General features: G+C 63.1%; 17 protein-coding genes and 1 pseudogene. 12 read left to right on the plus strand and 6 right to left on the minus strand.

Features of this window, described 5'->3' with window-relative positions:
* Nucleotides 1-102: 102 nt before the first annotated feature.
* The 5 genes and pseudogenes from C4K38_RS02045 to C4K38_RS02060 form a co-directional block, all read right to left on the minus strand.
* Nucleotides 103-435, minus strand: coding sequence for a type II toxin-antitoxin system RelE/ParE family toxin (locus C4K38_RS02045; RefSeq protein ID WP_053277078.1), 333 nt, complete (start codon nucleotides 433-435; stop codon nucleotides 103-105).
* A complete protein-coding gene (locus C4K38_RS02050) occupies nucleotides 432-704 on the minus strand; it encodes a type II toxin-antitoxin system Phd/YefM family antitoxin (RefSeq protein WP_009046555.1) in 273 nt (90 codons plus the stop codon). The genes C4K38_RS02045 and C4K38_RS02050 overlap by 4 nt, the downstream gene beginning before the upstream one ends.
* Nucleotides 705-794: 90 nt before the next feature.
* Nucleotides 795-1,559: a methyl-accepting chemotaxis protein gene (locus C4K38_RS32790; RefSeq protein ID WP_371356867.1), complete on the minus strand. Its 765-nt coding sequence runs from the start codon at nucleotides 1,557-1,559 to the stop codon at nucleotides 795-797.
* Nucleotides 1,560-1,700: 141 nt separating this feature from the next.
* Nucleotides 1,701-2,687, minus strand: a pseudogene (locus tag C4K38_RS32795) (cache domain-containing protein); the annotation flags it as partial.
* Between the two features lie 39 nt (nucleotides 2,688-2,726).
* Nucleotides 2,727-2,972 carry a hypothetical protein gene (locus C4K38_RS02060; RefSeq protein ID WP_124345255.1) on the minus strand — a complete coding sequence of 82 codons (246 nt, stop codon included), beginning with the start codon at nucleotides 2,970-2,972 and terminating at the stop codon, nucleotides 2,727-2,729.
* Between C4K38_RS02060 and C4K38_RS02065 the strand changes: the two genes are divergently transcribed.
* Together C4K38_RS02065 and C4K38_RS02070 are read left to right on the plus strand one after the other, a co-directional pair.
* Nucleotides 2,971-3,225 (plus strand): hypothetical protein, encoded by a 255-nt coding sequence (locus C4K38_RS02065; RefSeq protein WP_007925924.1) that lies wholly within the window; start codon nucleotides 2,971-2,973, stop codon nucleotides 3,223-3,225. The two genes, C4K38_RS02060 and C4K38_RS02065, sit on opposite strands and share 2 nt — an antisense overlap.
* A 35-nt stretch (nucleotides 3,226-3,260) precedes the next feature.
* A complete protein-coding gene (locus C4K38_RS02070; protein WP_053277080.1) occupies nucleotides 3,261-3,830 on the plus strand; it encodes a lipocalin family protein in 570 nt (189 codons plus the stop codon).
* 43 nt (nucleotides 3,831-3,873) lie between these two features.
* On the opposite strand, the gene C4K38_RS02075 is transcribed toward C4K38_RS02070, so the two are convergent.
* Entirely contained in the window at nucleotides 3,874-5,238 is a 1,365-nt protein-coding gene (locus tag C4K38_RS02075) for a formimidoylglutamate deiminase (RefSeq protein WP_053277081.1), read from the minus strand.
* Between the two features lie 188 nt (nucleotides 5,239-5,426).
* Here C4K38_RS02075 and hutC point away from each other — a divergent pair, with 188 nt between their 5' ends.
* The 10 genes from hutC (at nucleotide 5,427) to C4K38_RS02125 (ending at nucleotide 18,083) form a co-directional block, all read left to right on the plus strand.
* Nucleotides 5,427-6,095, plus strand: coding sequence for a histidine utilization transcriptional repressor HutC (gene hutC / locus C4K38_RS02080; protein WP_231103210.1), 669 nt, complete (start codon nucleotides 5,427-5,429; stop codon nucleotides 6,093-6,095).
* Nucleotides 6,096-6,104: 9 nt separating this feature from the next.
* Complete coding sequence (locus C4K38_RS02085; protein ID WP_053277083.1) at nucleotides 6,105-6,677, plus strand: HutD/Ves family protein; 573 nt, start codon at nucleotides 6,105-6,107, stop codon at nucleotides 6,675-6,677.
* 472 nt (nucleotides 6,678-7,149) lie between these two features.
* On the plus strand, nucleotides 7,150-8,832 hold the full coding sequence (gene hutU, locus C4K38_RS02090) for a urocanate hydratase (protein ID WP_009046561.1): 1,683 nt from the start codon (nucleotides 7,150-7,152) through the stop codon (nucleotides 8,830-8,832).
* A gap of 117 nt (nucleotides 8,833-8,949) precedes the next feature.
* Nucleotides 8,950-10,413 carry a purine-cytosine permease family protein gene (locus C4K38_RS02095; RefSeq protein ID WP_053277084.1) on the plus strand — a complete coding sequence of 488 codons (1,464 nt, stop codon included), beginning with the start codon at nucleotides 8,950-8,952 and terminating at the stop codon, nucleotides 10,411-10,413.
* 74 nt (nucleotides 10,414-10,487) lie between these two features.
* Nucleotides 10,488-11,456: an ABC transporter substrate-binding protein gene (locus C4K38_RS02100; protein ID WP_007925914.1), complete on the plus strand. Its 969-nt coding sequence runs from the start codon at nucleotides 10,488-10,490 to the stop codon at nucleotides 11,454-11,456.
* A 71-nt stretch (nucleotides 11,457-11,527) separates the two neighbouring features.
* Nucleotides 11,528-12,379, plus strand: a complete 852-nt coding sequence (locus C4K38_RS02105) for an ABC transporter permease (RefSeq protein ID WP_053277085.1) — start codon at nucleotides 11,528-11,530, stop codon at nucleotides 12,377-12,379.
* The gene (locus C4K38_RS02110) at nucleotides 12,376-13,206 is read left to right on the plus strand and encodes a quaternary amine ABC transporter ATP-binding protein (RefSeq protein WP_053277086.1); all 831 of its coding nucleotides are present in this window, start codon (nucleotides 12,376-12,378) and stop codon (nucleotides 13,204-13,206) included. Before C4K38_RS02105 ends, C4K38_RS02110 begins: the two co-directional genes overlap by 4 nt.
* Before the next feature lie 98 nt (nucleotides 13,207-13,304).
* Nucleotides 13,305-14,828: a histidine ammonia-lyase gene (gene hutH, locus C4K38_RS02115; RefSeq protein ID WP_053277087.1), complete on the plus strand. Its 1,524-nt coding sequence runs from the start codon at nucleotides 13,305-13,307 to the stop codon at nucleotides 14,826-14,828.
* 158 nt (nucleotides 14,829-14,986) lie between these two features.
* Entirely contained in the window at nucleotides 14,987-16,519 is a 1,533-nt protein-coding gene (gene hutH, locus C4K38_RS02120; protein ID WP_053277088.1) for a histidine ammonia-lyase, read from the plus strand.
* Nucleotides 16,520-16,673: 154 nt separating this feature from the next.
* Nucleotides 16,674-18,083 carry an amino acid permease gene (locus tag C4K38_RS02125; protein ID WP_053277089.1) on the plus strand — a complete coding sequence of 470 codons (1,410 nt, stop codon included), beginning with the start codon at nucleotides 16,674-16,676 and terminating at the stop codon, nucleotides 18,081-18,083.
* The last annotated feature ends 3 nt before the right edge of the window (nucleotides 18,084-18,086 follow it).

The raw sequence follows: 18,086 nt of genomic DNA on the forward strand, positions 1-18,086 counted from the left end.
CGGATCGCCGCCCGCTCGCTCCTACAGACGCTTAGGTTCTTCTGTAGGAGCGGCCGGTCGACGCTCGATTGCCCGCGATAGGGCTTCAAGACCCATGAATACTCAGCGCCTGGCGCGCAGCAACCGCTTCATCAGCAAGCTTTGCAGGTCCCGGCGGGTGTCGGCGATGACATGGATGTAGACGGTAGCGTCCCGCACTTCATAGATGATTCGATTCATCCCCGAGAGTATCTGGCGGTAGTGGCCGATATGCAGTTGTTCGAGTTCTTCGGGAATCACCCCGGCGTAGGGCAGGGTGGCCAGTTGGCGAATGGCCTGTTTCAGGCTGCTGTAGCTGCTTTGCCAGGTGGCGGTGGAGAACCGCTGGGTGAGGTAGGTACGCAACTCGATGAGGTCGGTTTCCGCCGAATGCAGAAGCACTACCTTGAACGTCACGGCTGGTCGGCCTGGTCCAGGTCGGCGAACACATCCTCCGCATCGCGGAATTGGCCTTCATCGATCTCGCGATTACCGAGGGCGAGGATCTTCAGCAGCGCCATGGTTTCTTCCTGCTGCTCGAAGCTTTTCACATCCATGACCACCAGTTTCGCCTCGCCATTCTGGGTAATGACCATGGGCTCGCGGCTTTCGGTGATGGTCTTGACGATCTCGGCGGTGTGGCTTTTCAGGTAACTGATCGGTTTGATCTGAGAAGAAAGCTTCATGGGAGCATCTCGTCTGGGGAAGCAGGACTGAGTTTAGTCTTTATTCAGTCCTGTGTGCGTCGTCCCAGACGAGTTGAGTGTTGCCGATCGTTAAATCCGGAAACTGCCCACCAGATGCGTCAACCGCGCCGCTTGCTGCTCCAGGTCGGCGCAGGCGCGCAGGGTCGCCTGCAGGTTTTCCACGCCTTCCTGGTTGAGGGTGTTGATCTCGGTGATGTCGACGTTGATCGACTCGACCACGGCGGTCTGTTCCTCGGTGGCGGTGGCCACGGACTGGTTCATGCCGTCGATCTCGCCGATGCGCTGGGTCACGCTGCCCAGGCGCTGACCGGCCTGGTTGGCGATGCCGACGCTGCTTTCGCTCTCGCGCTGGCTTTCGGTCATGGTGTTCACCGCCTGGCGGGCGCCGACCTGCAGTTCCTCGATCATCTTCTGCACTTGCTGCGCCGAGTCCTGGGTGCGGTGGGCGAGGTTGCGCACCTCATCGGCGACCACCGCGAAACCACGGCCGGCCTCACCGGCGCGGGCGGCTTCGATGGCGGCGTTGAGGGCCAGCAGGTTGGTCTGTTGGGAGATGCTGGTGATGACTTCGAGGATCTGCCCGATATTCACCGTGTTGCTGTTCAGGGTTTCGATATTGCCGCAGGAGTCGCTGATCTTCGCCGACAGCTGCTGCATGGCGGCGATGGTCTGGTCTACCACGGCCTGGCCTTCGCTGGCCAGGTTGCGCGCATCGCTGGAGTGCTGCGACGCCAGGGCGGCGTTCTGGGCGATTTCCTGGGCGGCGGCGCCGAGCTGGTTGATCGCCGCGGCGACGCTGCTGGTGCGCGAGGCCTGCTGGTCGGAGTTGAACATCGATGAGTTCGAGGCACTGACCACCCGCAGGGCAACCTCGTTGACCTGGCCGGTGGCCGAAGCGACTTCGCGGATCGAACCGTGAACCCGTTCGACGAAGCGGTTGAACGACGCGCCCAGGGTGCCGAATTCGTCGTGGCCATGGATGGTCAGGCGCTTGGTCAGGTCGCCTTCGCCCTCGGCGATGTCGTGCATGGCGCGGCCCATCAGGTGCAGCGGTTGCATCAGCACGCGGATCAGCATGCCCAGCAGGCTGATGATGATCACCACGGCGATCAGCATGGCGATGAACGCCGAGGTGCGGAATTCGCTGAGCATCGAGAACGCGGTGTCCTTGTCCAGCACCAGCGCCACGTACCAGTCCGCCGAGGGTACGCCGTTGACGCGGGTGAAGGAGATGAACTGGGTCTTGCCGTCCAGCTCGACTTCCTTCAGGCCCGGGCTGACCTGCGGGGCGCCATTGGGGTAGGCGTCGCTGAGGTTCTTGAGCACCAGCTTGCTGTCCGGGTGGATCAGGATCTTGCCGGCGGCGCTGACGATGAACGCCTGGCCATGGCCGCCGAAGTTCAGCGAGTTGATGATGGCGCTGACGTTGGACAGGTCGATGTCGGCCCCGGCGACGCCGATGAAGCTGCCCTGATGCTGGACCGGGGTGGCGACGGTGATCACCAGCTTGCCAGAAGAGGCGGCGATGTAGGGTTCGGTGACGATGGTCTGCTGGGCCGAGTTGGCCGCCTTGTACCAGCCGCGGGCGCGCGGGTCGTAGTCGGGCGCGCGGTTGCCCGCCGGAACCGAGAACATCGCGCCGTCCTGGCCGCCGAAGTAGCTGAGCTGGAAGTTGCTGGCGTAGGCGGGGAGGCCGACGCTGCGTTTCAGGCCGTCGGCGCCGTTGCCGTCCACGGCGATCTGCTGGGCCAGGGTGTGCAGCAACTGGATGCGGCTTTCCAGCCAGGTCTGGATGTTGCTGCTGGTCAGGCTGCCGAGTTCCTGCATGGAGGATTCGTTGCTGCTGCGCAGGGCCTCGCGCTGTCGATAGTCGTTGAACAGGATAAAACAGGCGAACGCAACGGCGACCACAAGAGCGGCGGCAAGCAGGATCTTATGGCTGAATTTCATGTTTCTGGTCATTAAGTGAACTACCGCGAGAGGGTGGTCAGCGAGGGGGCGTCAATTTGCCATAACGGCAGCTTTTGCGCTGCTTTTATGTCGACTGGCCATCAGTAAAGATGAGGGGCGCTGAAGCCTGTCCGACGAAATGTCCTTGGCCGCTGCAAAGTGGTTGATTCGGGAGGAAATGCTGGGCGCTGCGTCACAATAAATAGCCATCTGGATGGGGAACCAGATGGGGCTTTTCTCTTCTAAGCTTCTGGTTGGCAGCATGCCATCCTCCCGTCCGCCCAGGAGTTTCACCATGTCCCTGCGTTCTCTCGCTCTGTTGTCGTTCTGCGTGCTGTTGGCTGCGTGCGGCAAGATCAATCAGGAAAACTATTCCAAGCTGTCGGCCGGCATGCCCAAGGCCGAAGTTGAAAAACTGCTGGGCAAACCGACCGACTGTTCCGGCGCGCTGGGCATGTCCAGCTGCACCTGGGGCGACAAGAACAGCTTTATCAGCGTGCAGTACGCCGGTGACAAAGTGCTGATGTTTTCCGGGCAAGGCCTGAAGTAAAAAAACCGGGGCCACGTGCCCACGGGAGAAAAATAATGATGCGTTTGGTAGTCACTCTTCTGGCCGGCCTGTTGTTGGCCGGCTGCGCCACTTCCCGGGACGATTCACTGGCGCCCAAGACCGTTAATCACGTCGATCTCAAGCGTTACCAAGGGACCTGGTACGAGTTGGCGCGTTTGCCGATGTATTTCCAGCGCAATTGCGCGCAATCCGAAGCCCGCTACACCCTGCTGCCCGAAGGCAATATGGCGGTACTCAACCGCTGCCTGACCGCCAACTGGCAATGGGAAGAAGTGCGGGGCACGGCAACGCCGCAGGCGCCGGATAAAACCGACAAGCTGTGGGTCGAGTTCGATACCTGGTTTTCCCGGTTGATACCGGGCCTGGCCAAGGGCGACTACTGGGTGCTGTACGTGAGCGACGACTACAAGACCGCCATTGTCGGCAACCCGGATCGTCGATACCTGTGGCTGTTGTCGCGTCGGCCGAATGTCAGCGAGGCGGTTCGCGAGGACCTGCTGAGCAGGGCGCGTCAGCAAGGATATGACACCACCCGTCTGATCTGGCGCGTGTCGGACAAGGCGATGGCCAAGACCTCGAAGTGAATCCATGGGGGAGCCAGCACGCTGGCTCCCACAGTGACGGGCTTTAGCCGAGCAAGTCGCGCAGCACCTGGGTAAAGGCCCGATTGCTTTCTTCCTCGCCTGCGTGACGTCCGTCGCGCACGACCCACTGTCCGTTGACCAGCACATCGCGCACCTGACGATCGCCGCCAGCGAACAGCCAGCGGTTGAGGATGCCGTCGCCCTCGGCGGTGGCCAGGTAAGGATCGTTGCCGTCGAGCACCAGCCAGTCGGCGCGCTTGCCCACTTCCAGGGCGCCGATCGGCTGCCCCAGGGCCTGGGCACCGCCGTCCAGCGCGGCGTCGTACAGGGTCCGGCCAACCATCGGCTGGTCGTTGCGATACAGGCGGTTGCGGCGTTGATCGCGCAGACGCTGGCCATATTCCGCCCAGCGCAATTCTTCCACCACGCTCAACGACACATGGCTGTCGGAACCGATGCCTATGCGGCCGCCCTGGGCGAGGAAATCTACCGCCGGGAAAATCCCGTCGCCGAGGTTGGCTTCGGTGGTCAGGCACAGGCCGGCGATCGCCCGGCTTTGCGCCATGAGGCTGACTTCTTCGGCATTGGCGTGGGTGGCGTGGACCAGGCACCAGCGCTGATCGACCTCGGTGTTTTCATACAGCCATTGCAGCGGCCGACGCCCGCTCCAGGTCAGGCAGTCGTCGACTTCCTTCTGTTGCTCGGCGATGTGGATATGCACCGGGCACTGCTTGTCGCTGGCGGCCAGCACCTCGCTGATCTGCTGCGGGGTGACCGCGCGCAGCGAGTGAAAGCACAGCCCCAGCTGCTGGGCCGGTTGCCGAGCCAGCAGCGGTTGCAGGCGGCTTTGCAGCTTGAGGTAGTTTTCCGTGCTGTTGATGAAGCGGCGCTGGCCTTCATTGGGCGCCTGGCCGCCGAAGCCTGAGTGGCTGTACAGCACCGGCAGCAGGGTCAGGCCGATGCCGGCGGCGCTGGCGGCCTGGCTGATACGCAGCGACAGCTCGGCCGGGTCGGCGTAGGGTTGGCCGCTGGTGTCGTGATGCACGTAATGGAATTCGGCGACCGAGGTGTAACCGGCCTTGAGCATTTCGATGTACAGCTGACGGGCGATGATGCCCAACTGGTCCGGGCTGATCTTGCCCACCAGGCGATACATCAGGTCACGCCAGGTCCAGAAGCTGTCGTTGGGGTTGCCGGCCACTTCCGCCAGCCCGGCCATCGCCCGCTGGAAAGCGTGGGAGTGCAGGTTGGGCATGCCCGGCAACAGCGGGCCCTGTAGCCGTTCGGCGCCTTCTGCGCTGGCATCGGCCTGGATGTGGGTCAGCAGGCCGTCGGCGCTGACCTCGAGACGTACGTTGTTGGCCCATCCATTAGGCAGCAGTGCGCGTTCGGCAAAGAAGGCGGACATGGTTCAAGCACCCCGTCGTGTGTTATTTGTATATACATATACAGACGTTTGCCTGCTCGGTAAACTCCGGCAAGCTAGTCACCTTCTTCGACAAACAAGGATTTCCCGTGCCGACTCCGCCCGCCAACTCCCCGCTGGCCGCCCATCTGGGCGATAGTCCGGCGCCCCTGTACGCCCGCGTCAAGCAGATGATCACTCAGCAGATCGAGAGCGGAAACTGGCCGCCGCACTACCGTGTGCCCTCGGAAAGCGAGCTGGTCAGCCAGCTGGGCTTCAGCCGCATGACCATCAACCGCGCCCTGCGCGAGATGACCGCCGAAGGCATGCTGGTGCGCATGCAGGGCGTGGGGACTTTCGTCGCCGAACCCAAGAGCCAGTCGGCCTTGTTCGAGGTGCACAACATCGCCGACGAGATCGCCTCGCGCGGTCATCGCCATACCTGCAAAGTCATCACCCTGGGTGAAGAGGCGGCCGGTTCCGAGCGCGCCGTGGCCCTGGACATGCGCGAAGGGCAGAGGGTCTTCCACTCGCTGATCGTGCATTTCGAGAACGATATCCCGGTGCAGATCGAGGACCGTTTCGTCAACGCGCTGGTGGCGCCGGATTACCTCAAGCAGGATTTTACCCTGCAGACCCCATACGCCTACCTGAACCAGGTCGCGCCGCTGACCGAGGGCGAGCATGTGGTCGAGGCGATTCTGGCCGAGCCGGAAGAATGCAAGTTGCTGCAGATCGAGCGCGGCGAGCCGTGCCTGCTGATTCGCCGCCGGACCTGGTCCGGCCGCCAGCCGGTGACCGCCGCGCGCCTGATCCACCCAGGTTCTCGTCACAGCCTGGAAGGGCGGTTTCATAAGTAAGGGGCATCAATGACTCAGTTGAACGTTTTGCGCGCGGCCAACTACCCGCGCATGCCGTGGAAAAACGGCGGCGGCAGCACCGAAGAGATCACCCGGGACGCCGGCGTCGGCCTGGAGGGTTTCGGCTGGCGGCTGTCGATCGCCGATATCGGTGAGTCCGGCGGCTTCTCCAGTTTCGCCGGCTACCAACGCATCATCACCGTGCTGCAAGGCGCGGGCATGACTCTGGCCGTGGATGGCGAGGACACCCGGGCGCTGTTACCGCTGGACCCCTTTGCCTTCAGTGGCGCCAGCCAGGTCGCGTGCACCCTGATCGACGGGCCGATTCGCGACTTCAACCTGATCTACGCGCCGGACCGCTACAGCGCCCGCTTGCAATGGCTGCAGGGTGGACAGCGCTTCTTCACCCAGGCCAGTACGGTGCTGGTGTTCAGCGTGGCCGATGAAATGCGCGCCGACCTGGGTGGCGGTGTCGCCGCTTTGCTGGAGCGCCACGACTGTCTGCAACTGCTCGATAACCCCGGTTTGCGGGAAGTCAGCGTCAGCGGCGCCTGCTGCGTGATCGAGCTGACTGCCATCTGACCTGTAGCCGCTGCCGCAGGCTGCGTCGGCTCCGAAGCAGACGCGCTCTTGCGGGGCCCGGAAGGCGCTTCGAGCCTTATTGCGGCCTTCGGCAGCGGCTACAAAGCCACCCCCTGTTTCTCTCCCTCCCTGATGTTGTTTCCCTCGCGCACCAATTTGTTACCGAACGCCCCAGCATGGCGCAAGGCCATGTCGAAGTAACAGCTGCGACCTCCTCTTGTCTCATCCTCCCCGAAAAAATAATCGACGCTGAAACCCTTGATCCAAGGGCCTCTCCACTGTTCCCAAGATTTTCTTGAAGGCTCATTCAGCGAGTTGGCCGCTTGATTGCATATGCTTGTATGTACAAGTAAAGACGTATGCGTATAAGTCGCCACGTCCCCCCTGATTCGCTTGCTGCGCAGCGCACTGCGCGCAGGCACGCTCGCCCACTGCCTGGGTTGGTTTGGATTGATCGCTGAGGAGTTTTTTCGTGACTGAGAATAAACCTACGAAATACCGGAACGTCGAAATTCGCGCTGCCCGCGGCAACAAGCTGACCGCCAAGAGCTGGCTGACAGAAGCACCGCTGCGCATGCTGATGAACAACCTCGATCCGGAAGTCGCCGAGAACCCGAAAGAGCTGGTGGTTTACGGTGGCATCGGCCGCGCCGCGCGCAACTGGGAGTGCTACGACAAGATCGTCGAGAGCCTGACCAACCTGAATGACGACGAGACCCTGCTGGTGCAATCCGGCAAGCCGGTCGGCGTGTTCAAGACCCACAGCAACGCACCGCGCGTGCTGATTGCCAACTCCAACCTGGTACCGCACTGGGCCACCTGGGAACACTTCAACGAACTGGATGCCAAGGGCCTGGCCATGTACGGCCAGATGACCGCCGGCAGCTGGATCTACATCGGCAGCCAGGGCATCGTCCAGGGCACCTACGAAACCTTCGTCGAAGCCGGTCGCCAGCACTACAACGACAACCTCAAGGGCCGCTGGGTCCTGACCGCCGGCCTCGGTGGCATGGGTGGCGCCCAGCCGCTGGCCGCGACCCTGGCCGGTGCCTGCTCGCTGAACATCGAATGCCAGCAGACCAGCATCGATTTCCGCCTCAAGACTCGTTATGTCGACGAGCAGGCCAAAGACCTGGACGACGCCCTGGCGCGTATCGCCAAGTACACCGCCGAAGGCAAGGCGATCTCCATCGCCCTGTGCGGCAACGCGGCTGAAATCCTCCCGGAAATGGTCCGTCGCGGCGTGCGTCCGGACATGGTCACCGACCAGACCAGCGCCCACGACCCGCTCAACGGCTACCTGCCGGCCGGCTGGACCTGGGAGCAGTACCGCGAGCGCGCCAAGACCGAGCCGGCGGCGGTGGTCAAGGCGGCCAAGCAATCGATGGCCGTGCACGTCAAGGCCATGCTCGACTTCCAGAAGCAGGGCATCCCGACCTTCGACTACGGCAACAACATCCGTCAGATGGCCCAGGAAGAAGGCGTCGAGAACGCATTCGACTTCCCAGGCTTCGTACCGGCCTATATCCGTCCGCTGTTCTGCCGCGGTATCGGTCCGTTCCGCTGGGCCGCGCTGTCGGGCGATCCGCAGGACATCTACAAGACCGACGCCAAGGTCAAGGAACTGATCCCGGACGACGCTCACCTGCACAACTGGCTGGACATGGCGCGCGAGCGCATCAGCTTCCAGGGCCTGCCGGCGCGTATCTGCTGGGTTGGCCTGGGCCTGCGCGCCAAACTCGGCCTGGCGTTCAACGAAATGGTGCGCAGCGGCGAGCTGTCGGCGCCGATCGTCATCGGTCGCGACCACCTGGACTCCGGCTCGGTATCCAGCCCGAACCGCGAAACCGAATCGATGCAGGACGGTTCCGACGCCGTGTCCGACTGGCCACTGCTCAACGCCCTGCTGAACACCGCCAGCGGCGCGACCTGGGTTTCCCTGCACCACGGCGGCGGCGTCGGCATGGGCTTCTCCCAGCACTCCGGGATGGTGATCGTCTGCGACGGTACCGACGAAGCGGCCGAGCGTATCGCCCGTGTGCTGCATAACGACCCGGGTACCGGTGTCATGCGTCACGCCGATGCCGGTTACCAGATCGCCATCGACTGCGCCAAGGAACAGGGCCTGAACCTGCCGATGATTACTGGCAAGTAAGCTCCCGGCGGTTTGCCGCCAGGATCAGGGAAGGAGCCGTCGCACGCTGTCATGCGGCGGCTCGGTCCATGTAGCAGAGCTTTGACATGACAAGAATCTCCCGGGAGAACAATAACGATGTCCACGGCCAGCGATAGCTCCAAACCCCTGATCGAACGGCGGTCGATCAACTACATCCCCGAAACCGAACGCCACGGCAAACTCTACAGCCAGTTCACCCTGTGGTTGGGGGCTAACCTGCAGATCACCGCCATCGTCACTGGCGCTCTGGCGGTGGTGCTGGGCGGTGATGTGTTCTGGTCGCTGATCGGCCTGCTTATCGGTCAACTGCTGGGCGGCGGCGTGATGGCGTTGCACGCGGCACAAGGGCCCAAGCTCGGCCTGCCGCAGATGATCTCCAGCCGGGTCCAGTTCGGCGTCTATGGCGCGGCCATTCCGATCGTCCTGGTCTGCCTGATGTACCTGGGCTTCACCGCCACCGGTACCGTGCTTTCCGGCCAGGCGCTGGGCCAGCTGTTCGGGGTCAGCGACAGCGTCGGCATCCTGATCTTCGCCAGCGTCATCGTGCTGGTCACGGTGCTCGGCTACCGGGTGATCCATTTCATCGGTCGCGCCGCCAGCGTCATTGGCGTGATCGCCTTCGTTTACCTGTTCAGTCGCCTGATGAGCCAGACCGACATCGGCGCACTCCTGGAAATCCGCCACTTCAGCTGGAGCAGCTTCCTGCTCGCGGTGTCGCTCGCCGCGTCCTGGCAGATCGCTTTCGGCCCCTACGTGGCTGACTATTCGCGCTACCTGCCGAGCAAGACTTCCTCGGTGAAAACCTTCCTCGCCGCTGGCGCAGGCTCGGTGATCGGCGCGCAGGTGGCGATGATGCTCGGCGTGTTCGCCGCGGCCATGGCCGACGGGCAGTTCGCCGGCCACGAAGTGGCCTACATCGTCGGCCTGGGCGGCAGCGGTGCCACCGCGGCGCTGCTGTACTTCAGCATCGCCTTCGGCAAGATCACCATCTCGACGCTGAACTCCTACGGTAGCTTCATGTGCATCGCCACCATCATCAGTGGCTTCCGTGGCCACCTGGAAGTGACGCGCTTGCAGCGCCTGGTGTTCGTGCTGGTCATCGTCGGCACCGCGACCCTGATCGCCTTGCTCGGCCAGCACTCGTTCCTCGGTGCGTTCAAGTCTTTCATCCTCTTCCTGCTGGCCTTCTTCACCCCGTGGAGCGCGGTCAACCTGGTGGACTACTACTGCATCACCCGCGAGAACTATGACGTGCCGGCGCTGGCCGATCCGAACGGCCGCTACGGCCGCTGGAACATCCTCGGGATCAGCGTCTATGTGATCGGTGTGCTGGTGCAGCTGCCGTTCATCGGCACCAAGTTCTACACCGGCCCGCTGGTGGAAGCCCTGGGTGGTGTGGATATCTCCTGGATCGTCGGCCTGGTGGTTCCCGCGGCGCTGTATTACGTCTGCGCGAAGAAATGGCATGGCGCTGTACCCGATCGCCTGATCCTGCCGGTAGAGCAGGACTCGATCACAGAACAAAAGCTGAGTGGGGCAGGCCGCGCTACTGCGGTCTAGACCTGATTGGACGTGGACGGGCTGGATGCCTCTTAACTGCCGTAATCCATTTCAATGATTGGGAGCGTCACACAATGAAAATGAATAAGACCCTGCTGACCACTTTGCTTTCCATGGGCCTGTTGGCCAGCGCCGGCGCTACCCAGGCGGCCGGCTGGTGCGAGTCCGGCAAACCGGTGAAATTCGCCGGCCTGAACTGGGAAAGCGGCATGTTGCTGACCGACGTGCTGCAAGTGGTCCTGGAGAAGGGCTACGGCTGCAAGACCGACAGCCTGCCAGGCAACTCCATCACCATGGAGAACGCCCTGAGCAGCAATGACATCCAGGTTTTCGCCGAGGAGTGGGTCGGCCGCAGCGAGGTCTGGAACAAGGCCGAGAAGGCCGGCAAGGTGGTCGGCGTCGGCGCTCCGGTGGTGGGCGCCATCGAAGGCTGGTACGTGCCGCGCTACGTGATCGAGGGCGATGCCAAGCGCAAGCTGGAAGCCAAGGCCCCGGACCTGAAGAACATCGCCGACCTGGGCAAGTACGCCAGCGTATTCAAGGACCCGGAAGAACCGAGCAAAGGCCGTTTCTACAACTGCCCGGCCGGCTGGACCTGCGAGCTGGACAACAGCGAGATGCTGAAAAGCTACGGCCTGGAAAGCAGCTACACCAACTTCCGCCCAGGCACCGGCCCGGCGCTGGATGCCGCGGTGCTGTCGAGCTACAAGCGTGGCGAACCGATCCTGTTCTACTACTGGTCGCCAACCCCGCTGATGGGCCAGGTCGACCTGGTGAAGCTGGAAGAAAAACCGGGCGTGGACAAGAGCGTGACCATCAAGGTCGGCCTGTCCAAGACCTTCCACGAGGAAGCGCCTGAGCTGGTGGCCGTGCTGGAAAAGGTCAACCTGCCGATCGACCTGCTGAACCAGAACCTGGGCCGCATGGCGAAGGAACGTATCGAGTCGCCGAAACTGGCGAAAATCTTTCTCAAGGAACATCCTGAAGTCTGGCACGCATGGGTGAGCGACGACGCAGCCAAGAAAATCGACGCGGCCTTGTAGGTAGAGCCTTCCCGGCTGCCTGAGCGGTAGCCGGGAGCTTCACCACAACCCACTTGATCGAGAGTCTCTTTATGTTTCCTGAAAGCTTCACCTTTTCCATCGCCGACTGGGTCAACGGTTGGGTCGATTCGCTGGTGACCAACTACGGCGATGTGTTCCGCCACATCTCCGACACCCTGCTGTGGGCCATCGTCAACCTCGAAGGCCTGCTGCGCCTGGCGCCCTGGTGGCTGATGCTGGCGATCGTCGGCGGCATCGCCTGGCATTCGACCCGCAAGCTGGCGACCACCGCGGTGATCGTCGGCCTGCTGTTCCTGGTGGGTGCGGTCGGCCTGTGGGACAAGCTGATGCAGACCCTGGCGCTGATGCTGGTGGCGACCTTCATTTCGGTGCTGATCGGCATTCCCCTGGGCATCCTCTCGGCGCGCAGCAATCGCCTGCGTTCGGTGCTGATGCCGCTCTTGGACATCATGCAGACCATGCCGAGCTTCGTGTACCTGATCCCGGTGCTGATGCTGTTCGGCCTGGGCAAGGTGCCGGCGATCTTCGCCACCGTGATCTACGCCGCGCCGCCGCTGATCCGCCTGACCGACCTGGGTATTCGCCAGGTAGACGGCGAGGTCATGGAAGCGATCAACGCCTTCGGCGCCAACCGCTGGCAGCAACTGTTCGGCGTGCAACTGCCGCTGGCCCTGCCGAGCATCATGGCCGGGATCAACCAGACCACCATGATGGCCCTGTCGATGGTGGTGATCGCTTCGATGATCGGTGCCCGTGGCCTGGGCGAAGACGTGCTGGTGGGGATCCAGACCCTCAACGTCGGCCGTGGCCTGGAAGCCGGCCTGGCGATCGTGATTCTGGCCGTGGTCATCGACCGTATTACCCAAGCCTATGGTCGTCCACGCCATGAGGTGAGCAAATGAACAACGCAACCGTAAGCAAGATCGAAGTCAAAAACGTCTTCAAGATTTTCGGCAACCGTTCGGCCGACGCACTGAACATGATTCGCCAGAACAAGACCAAGGACCAGGTGCTGGCCGAGACCGGCTGCGTGGTCGGGGTCAATGACCTGTCGCTGAGCATCGGCACCGGCGAGATCTTCGTGATCATGGGCTTGTCCGGCTCCGGCAAGTCCACCTTGGTGCGCCACTTCAACCGCCTGATCGACCCGACCAGCGGCGCGATCCTGGTGGACGGCGTGGACATCCTGCAATACGACATGGAAGCCCTGCGCGAATTTCGTCGGCACAAGATCAGCATGGTGTTCCAGAGCTTCGGCCTGCTGCCGCACAAGACCGTGCTGGAAAACACCGCCTATGGCCTCAAGGTACGCGGCGAGAGCAAGGAAGTCTGCGCCGAACGCGCGCAGCACTGGATCAACACCGTGGGGCTCAAGGGCTACGAGGCCAAGTACCCGCACCAGCTGTCCGGTGGCATGCGCCAGCGCGTCGGCCTGGCCCGCGCCCTGGCGGCGGACACCGACATCATCCTGATGGACGAGGCCTTCAGTGCCCTCGACCCGCTGATCCGCGCCGAGATGCAGGACCAGTTGCTGGAGCTGCAAAAGACCCTGCACAAAACCATCGTTTTCATTACCCACGACCTCGACGAGGCCGTGCGCATCGGCAACCGCATCGCGATCCTCAAGGACGGCCGGTTGATCCAGGTCGGCACGCCGAAAGAGATCCTGCATTCGCCGGCGGACGAGTACGTCGACCGCTTCGTGCAGCGGCGCGCGGCGGTGGTTTAAAGGCTTGGGGCGGGCCTCTTCTCTGTAGGAGCGAGGCTTGCCCGCGAAGGCGGCGGTAAAGCTGCATCAATGTTCAGGTTGTACCCGTGAGGTCGAAGATGTCGCAGGCTGAAAAAATCGTTATCGCCGACGCCCCGTTGCGTTGGCAGGATGTGGTCGCCGTAGCCCGGCATGGCGCGCAGCTCGAGCTGTCGGCCCAGGCCTGGGCGCGTATCGAGAATGCCCAGGCCATCGTCCAGCGCATCGTCGTCAGCGGCGAACGCGCCTATGGCATCAATACCGGTCTTGGCGCGCTGTGCAACGTTTCGCTGCAGGACGAACAGCTCAGCCAGCTGTCGCGCAACACCTTACTCAGCCATGCCTGTGGCGTGGGCGCGCCGCTGGCCGACGAGCAGACCCGGGCGATCATCTGCGCGGCTGTCGTCAACTACAGCCACGGCAAGTCCGGCCTGCATCGTCGGGTGGTCGAGGCGCTGCTGGCCCTGCTCAATCGCGGTATTACCCCGCAGGTGCCGTCCCAGGGCTCGGTGGGTTACCTGACCCACATGGCCCATATCAGCATCGCCTTGCTCGGTGTCGGCCAGGTCAGCTATCGCGGGCAGGTCGTATCGGCCGAGCAGGCGCTGGCGGCGGAAGGCCTGAAGCCGGTGCAACTGGGGGCCAAGGACGGTCTGTGCCTGGTCAACGGCACGCCGTGCATGACCGGCCTGAGCTGCCTGGCCCTGGCCGATGCCACACGCCTGCTGCAGTGGGCCGACGTGATCGGCGCCATGAGCTTCGAGGCCCAGCGCGGGCAGATCGCCGCGTTCGATGCCGAGATCATCGCGCTCAAGCCGCACCCGGGCATGCAGCAGGTCGGCATCAACCTGCGCGCCTTGCTCGACGGCAGCGAAGTGATTGCTACCAGCAAAGGCATCCGCACCCAGGATGCCCTGAGCATCCGTTCCATCCCGCAGGTTCACGGCGCCGCCCGTGATCAGTTGGCGCACGCGACGCAGCAGGTCGAAACCGAGCTTAACTCTGTCACCGATAACCCGATGGTGCTGGGCACTCCGGACAACTACCGGGTGATGTCCCAGGCCAACCCCCACGGCCAGTCGGTGGCATTGGCGGCGGACTTGCTGGCGATCGCCATGGCCGAGATCGGCTCGATCGCCGAGCGGCGCCTGGATCGTTTGATCAACCCCCATGTCAGCGGTTTGCCGGCGTTCCTGGTGAGCAACCCCGGGGTCAACTCCGGAATGATGATCGTCCAGTACGTCGCTGCCTCGCTGTGCGCGGAAAACCGCCAGCTGGCGCAACCGGCGGTGCTCGACAACTACGTCACCTCCGGCCTGCAGGAAGACCACCTGAGCCTGGGCACCAACGCCGCGCTGAAGCTTTCCCGAGCGCTGGAAAACTGCACCCAGGTCCTCGCCATCGAATACCTGCTGGCGGCCCAGGCCTTCGAGTTTCTCAAGGAGCAGCGTTTCGGCGCCGGCACCGATGCGGCCTGGAAGCTGCTGCGCCAGCGGGTTCCGGCCTATGACCAGGATCGCTGGCTGGCCCCGGACATCGCCAGCGCGGCGGCGCTGCTCAAGGCTCCGGCCTTGCTGCAGGAGGTTTTACCGGGCGTGCACTGAGCCGCGCCCTGCAAGAACAGGATTTTCCAAGACAACGGTTTCCACGAAAAACCAGCGTGCCAAGGCGCCACTCGCTCACAAACGGCGGGCTGCGACGGACAACGGAAGCTTCCGGAGCGACTGGTAGTTAATAACAAACTCTCAAAAGGAGCATAAATGTGACTGCGCTAAATCTGATTCCCGGCCAACTGACCCTGGCTCAACTGCGAGCCGTCTACCAACAGCCGGTAACCCTCAGCCTCGACAACAGCGCCACGGCGCAGATCGACGCCAGCGTCGCCTGTGTCGAGCAGATCCTCGCCGAGAACCGCACCGCCTATGGCATCAACACCGGTTTCGGCCTGCTGGCCTCGACCCGCATCGCCAGCGCAGACCTGGAAAACCTCCAGCGCTCCCTGGTGCTGTCCCATGCTGCCGGTGTCGGCGTGCCGATCGACGACGCCCTGGTGCGCCTGATCATGGTGCTCAAGGTCAACAGTCTGAGCCGTGGTTTCTCCGGTATCCGCCGCCAGGTGATCGACGCGCTGATCACCCTGATCAACGCCGAGGTCTATCCGCATATCCCGCTCAAGGGCTCGGTGGGCGCTTCCGGCGACCTCGCGCCGCTGGCCCATATGTCCCTGGTGCTGCTGGGTGAAGGCAAGGCCCGTTACAAAGGCCAATGGCTGAACGCCACCGAAGCCCTGAGCGTGGCCGGTCTCAAGCCGCTGACCCTGGCGGCCAAGGAAGGCCTGGCGCTGCTCAACGGCACCCAGGTTTCCACCGCTTTTGCCCTGCGCGGCCTGTTCGAGGGCGAAGACCTGTTCGCCGGCGCCCTGGCCTGTGGCGGCCTGACTGTCGAGGCGGTGCTGGGCTCGCGTTCGCCGTTCGATGCGCGGATTCATGCCGCCCGTGGCCAGAAAGGCCAGATCGACACCGCCGCGGCTTACCGCGACCTGCTGGGCGACAGCAGTGAAGTCTCCAAGTCGCACCAGAACTGCGACAAGGTGCAGGACCCGTACTCCCTGCGCTGCCAGCCACAGGTCATGGGCGCCTGCCTGACCCAATTCCGCCAGGCGGCCGAGGTGCTGGTGGTCGAAGCCAACGCCGTGTCGGACAACCCGCTGGTGTTTGCCGCCGAGGGCGATGTGATCTCCGGCGGTAACTTCCACGCCGAACCGGTGGCCATGGCTGCCGACAATATCGCCCTGGGGATCGCGGAAATCGGCTCCCTGAGCGAGCGCCGCATCTCGCTGATGATGGACAAGCACATGTCCCAGCTGCCGCCGTTCCTGGTGGCCAATGGCGGGGTCAACTCCGGCTTCATGATCGCCCAGGTGACGGCCGCGGCACTGGCCAGCGAAAACAAGGCGCTGGCCCACCCGCACTCGGTGGATAGCCTGCCGACTTCCGCCAACCAGGAAGACCATGTGTCCATGGCGCCCGCCGCTGGCAAGCGCCTGTGGGAAATGGCCGAAAACACCCGTGGCATCCTCGCCGTGGAATGGCTGGCGGCCTGCCAGGGCCTGGACCTGCGCGACGGCCTGAAGACTTCGACCAAGCTGGAAAAGGCCCGCGCTACCCTGCGCAGCAAAGTGCCGTACTACGAGAAGGACCGCTTCTTCGCCCCGGACATCAACGCTGCGAGCGAGTTGCTGGCGTCCCGCTGCCTGAACGAGCTGCTGCCGGCCAAGTTGCTGCCGAGCCTGTAACCCCATGCCCGTAGCCGCTGCTGAGGTACGAAGCTGCGAAGCGGTCCGCAGGACCGCCGTCGGGGGCTGCTGCGCAGCCCATCGCAGCCTCGTGCATCGGCATCGGCTACGGGTGGTTTGGGTTTTCTCCGATAAAAATAATTAGGAACGAGAAATGCAACAGCAAGCTCAAGGATTGAAACGCGGGCTGTCCGCCCGACATATTCGCTTCATGGCGCTGGGGTCGGCGATCGGCACCGGGCTGTTCTATGGTTCTGCCTCGGCCATCCAGATGGCTGGTCCCGCGGTCCTCCTGGCCTACCTGATCGGTGGCGCCGCGGTGTTCATGGTGATGCGCGCGCTGGGCGAGATGGCCGTGCGCAACCCGGTGTCCGGCTCCTTTGGCCAATACGCCAGCACCTACCTGGGGCCGATGGCGGGTTTCCTGCTGGGCTGGACCTATGCCTTCGAGATGGTCATCGTCGGCCTGGCCGATGTCACGGCCTTCGGCATCTATATGGGCTTCTGGTACCCGGACGTGCCGCGCTGGATCTGGGTACTCGGCATCGTTTCGCTGATCGGCGGGTTGAACCTGTGTAACGTCAAGGTATTTGGCGAGATGGAATTCTGGCTGTCGCTGCTCAAGGTCGGCGCCATCGTTGCCATGATTCTTGGCGGTTTCGGCATCATGCTGTTCGGTATCGGCAGCTCATCGGCTTCGGCGGTCACCGGCATCAGCAACCTCTGGGAGCACGGCGGTTTCATGCCTAACGGTGTCGGTGGCCTGATCGCCTCGTTCGCGGTGGTGATGTTCGCTTTCGGTGGTATTGAAATCATTGGCGTCACCGCGGGTGAAGCCCGGGATCCGGAACGTGTTCTGCCCAAGGCGATCAACGCGGTGCCGCTGCGCATCCTGCTGTTCTACGTACTGACCCTGTTCGTCTTGATGGCTATCTTCCCTTGGCAGCAGATCGGCAGCCAGGGCAGCCCGTTCGTGCAGATTTTCGCCAACCTGGGGATCGGCTCGGCAGCGACCATCCTCAATATCGTGGTGATCTCGGCGGCAGTCTCGGCGATCAACAGCGATATCTTCGGTGCCGGTCGCATGATGTACGGCCTGGCCCAGCAAGGGCATGCGCCGAAGGGCTTCGCCCAGCTGTCACGTTACGGCGTGCCGTGGATGACCGTGGTGGTCATGAGCATTGCCTTGCTGCTGGGGGTATTGCTGAACTACCTGATTCCGGAGAACGTTTTCCTGCTGATCGCCTCGATCGCGACCTTTGCCACGGTCTGGGTCTGGCTGATGATTCTCTTCACCCAGGTGGCCATGCGTCGCTCCATGACGGCTGAGCAGGTGGCACAGCTGAAATTCCCGGTTCCGTTCTGGCCTTACGCACCGATGGCGGCGATTGCCTTCATGCTGTTTATCTTCGGTGTGCTGGGCTACTTCCCGGACACCCAGGCGGCGCTGATCGTCGGCGTGGTGTGGATCGCTCTGCTGGTGCTGGCGTACCTGATCTGGGTCAAGCCCGCTGCCGGGCAGGCCGCGCTGGTCAATCGCGATCCTTCTTTTTCTCATCGATAACCT

The sequence above is a fragment of the Pseudomonas chlororaphis subsp. piscium genome, from assembly GCF_003850345.1.
Classification (GTDB): domain Bacteria; phylum Pseudomonadota; class Gammaproteobacteria; order Pseudomonadales; family Pseudomonadaceae; genus Aquipseudomonas; species Aquipseudomonas piscium.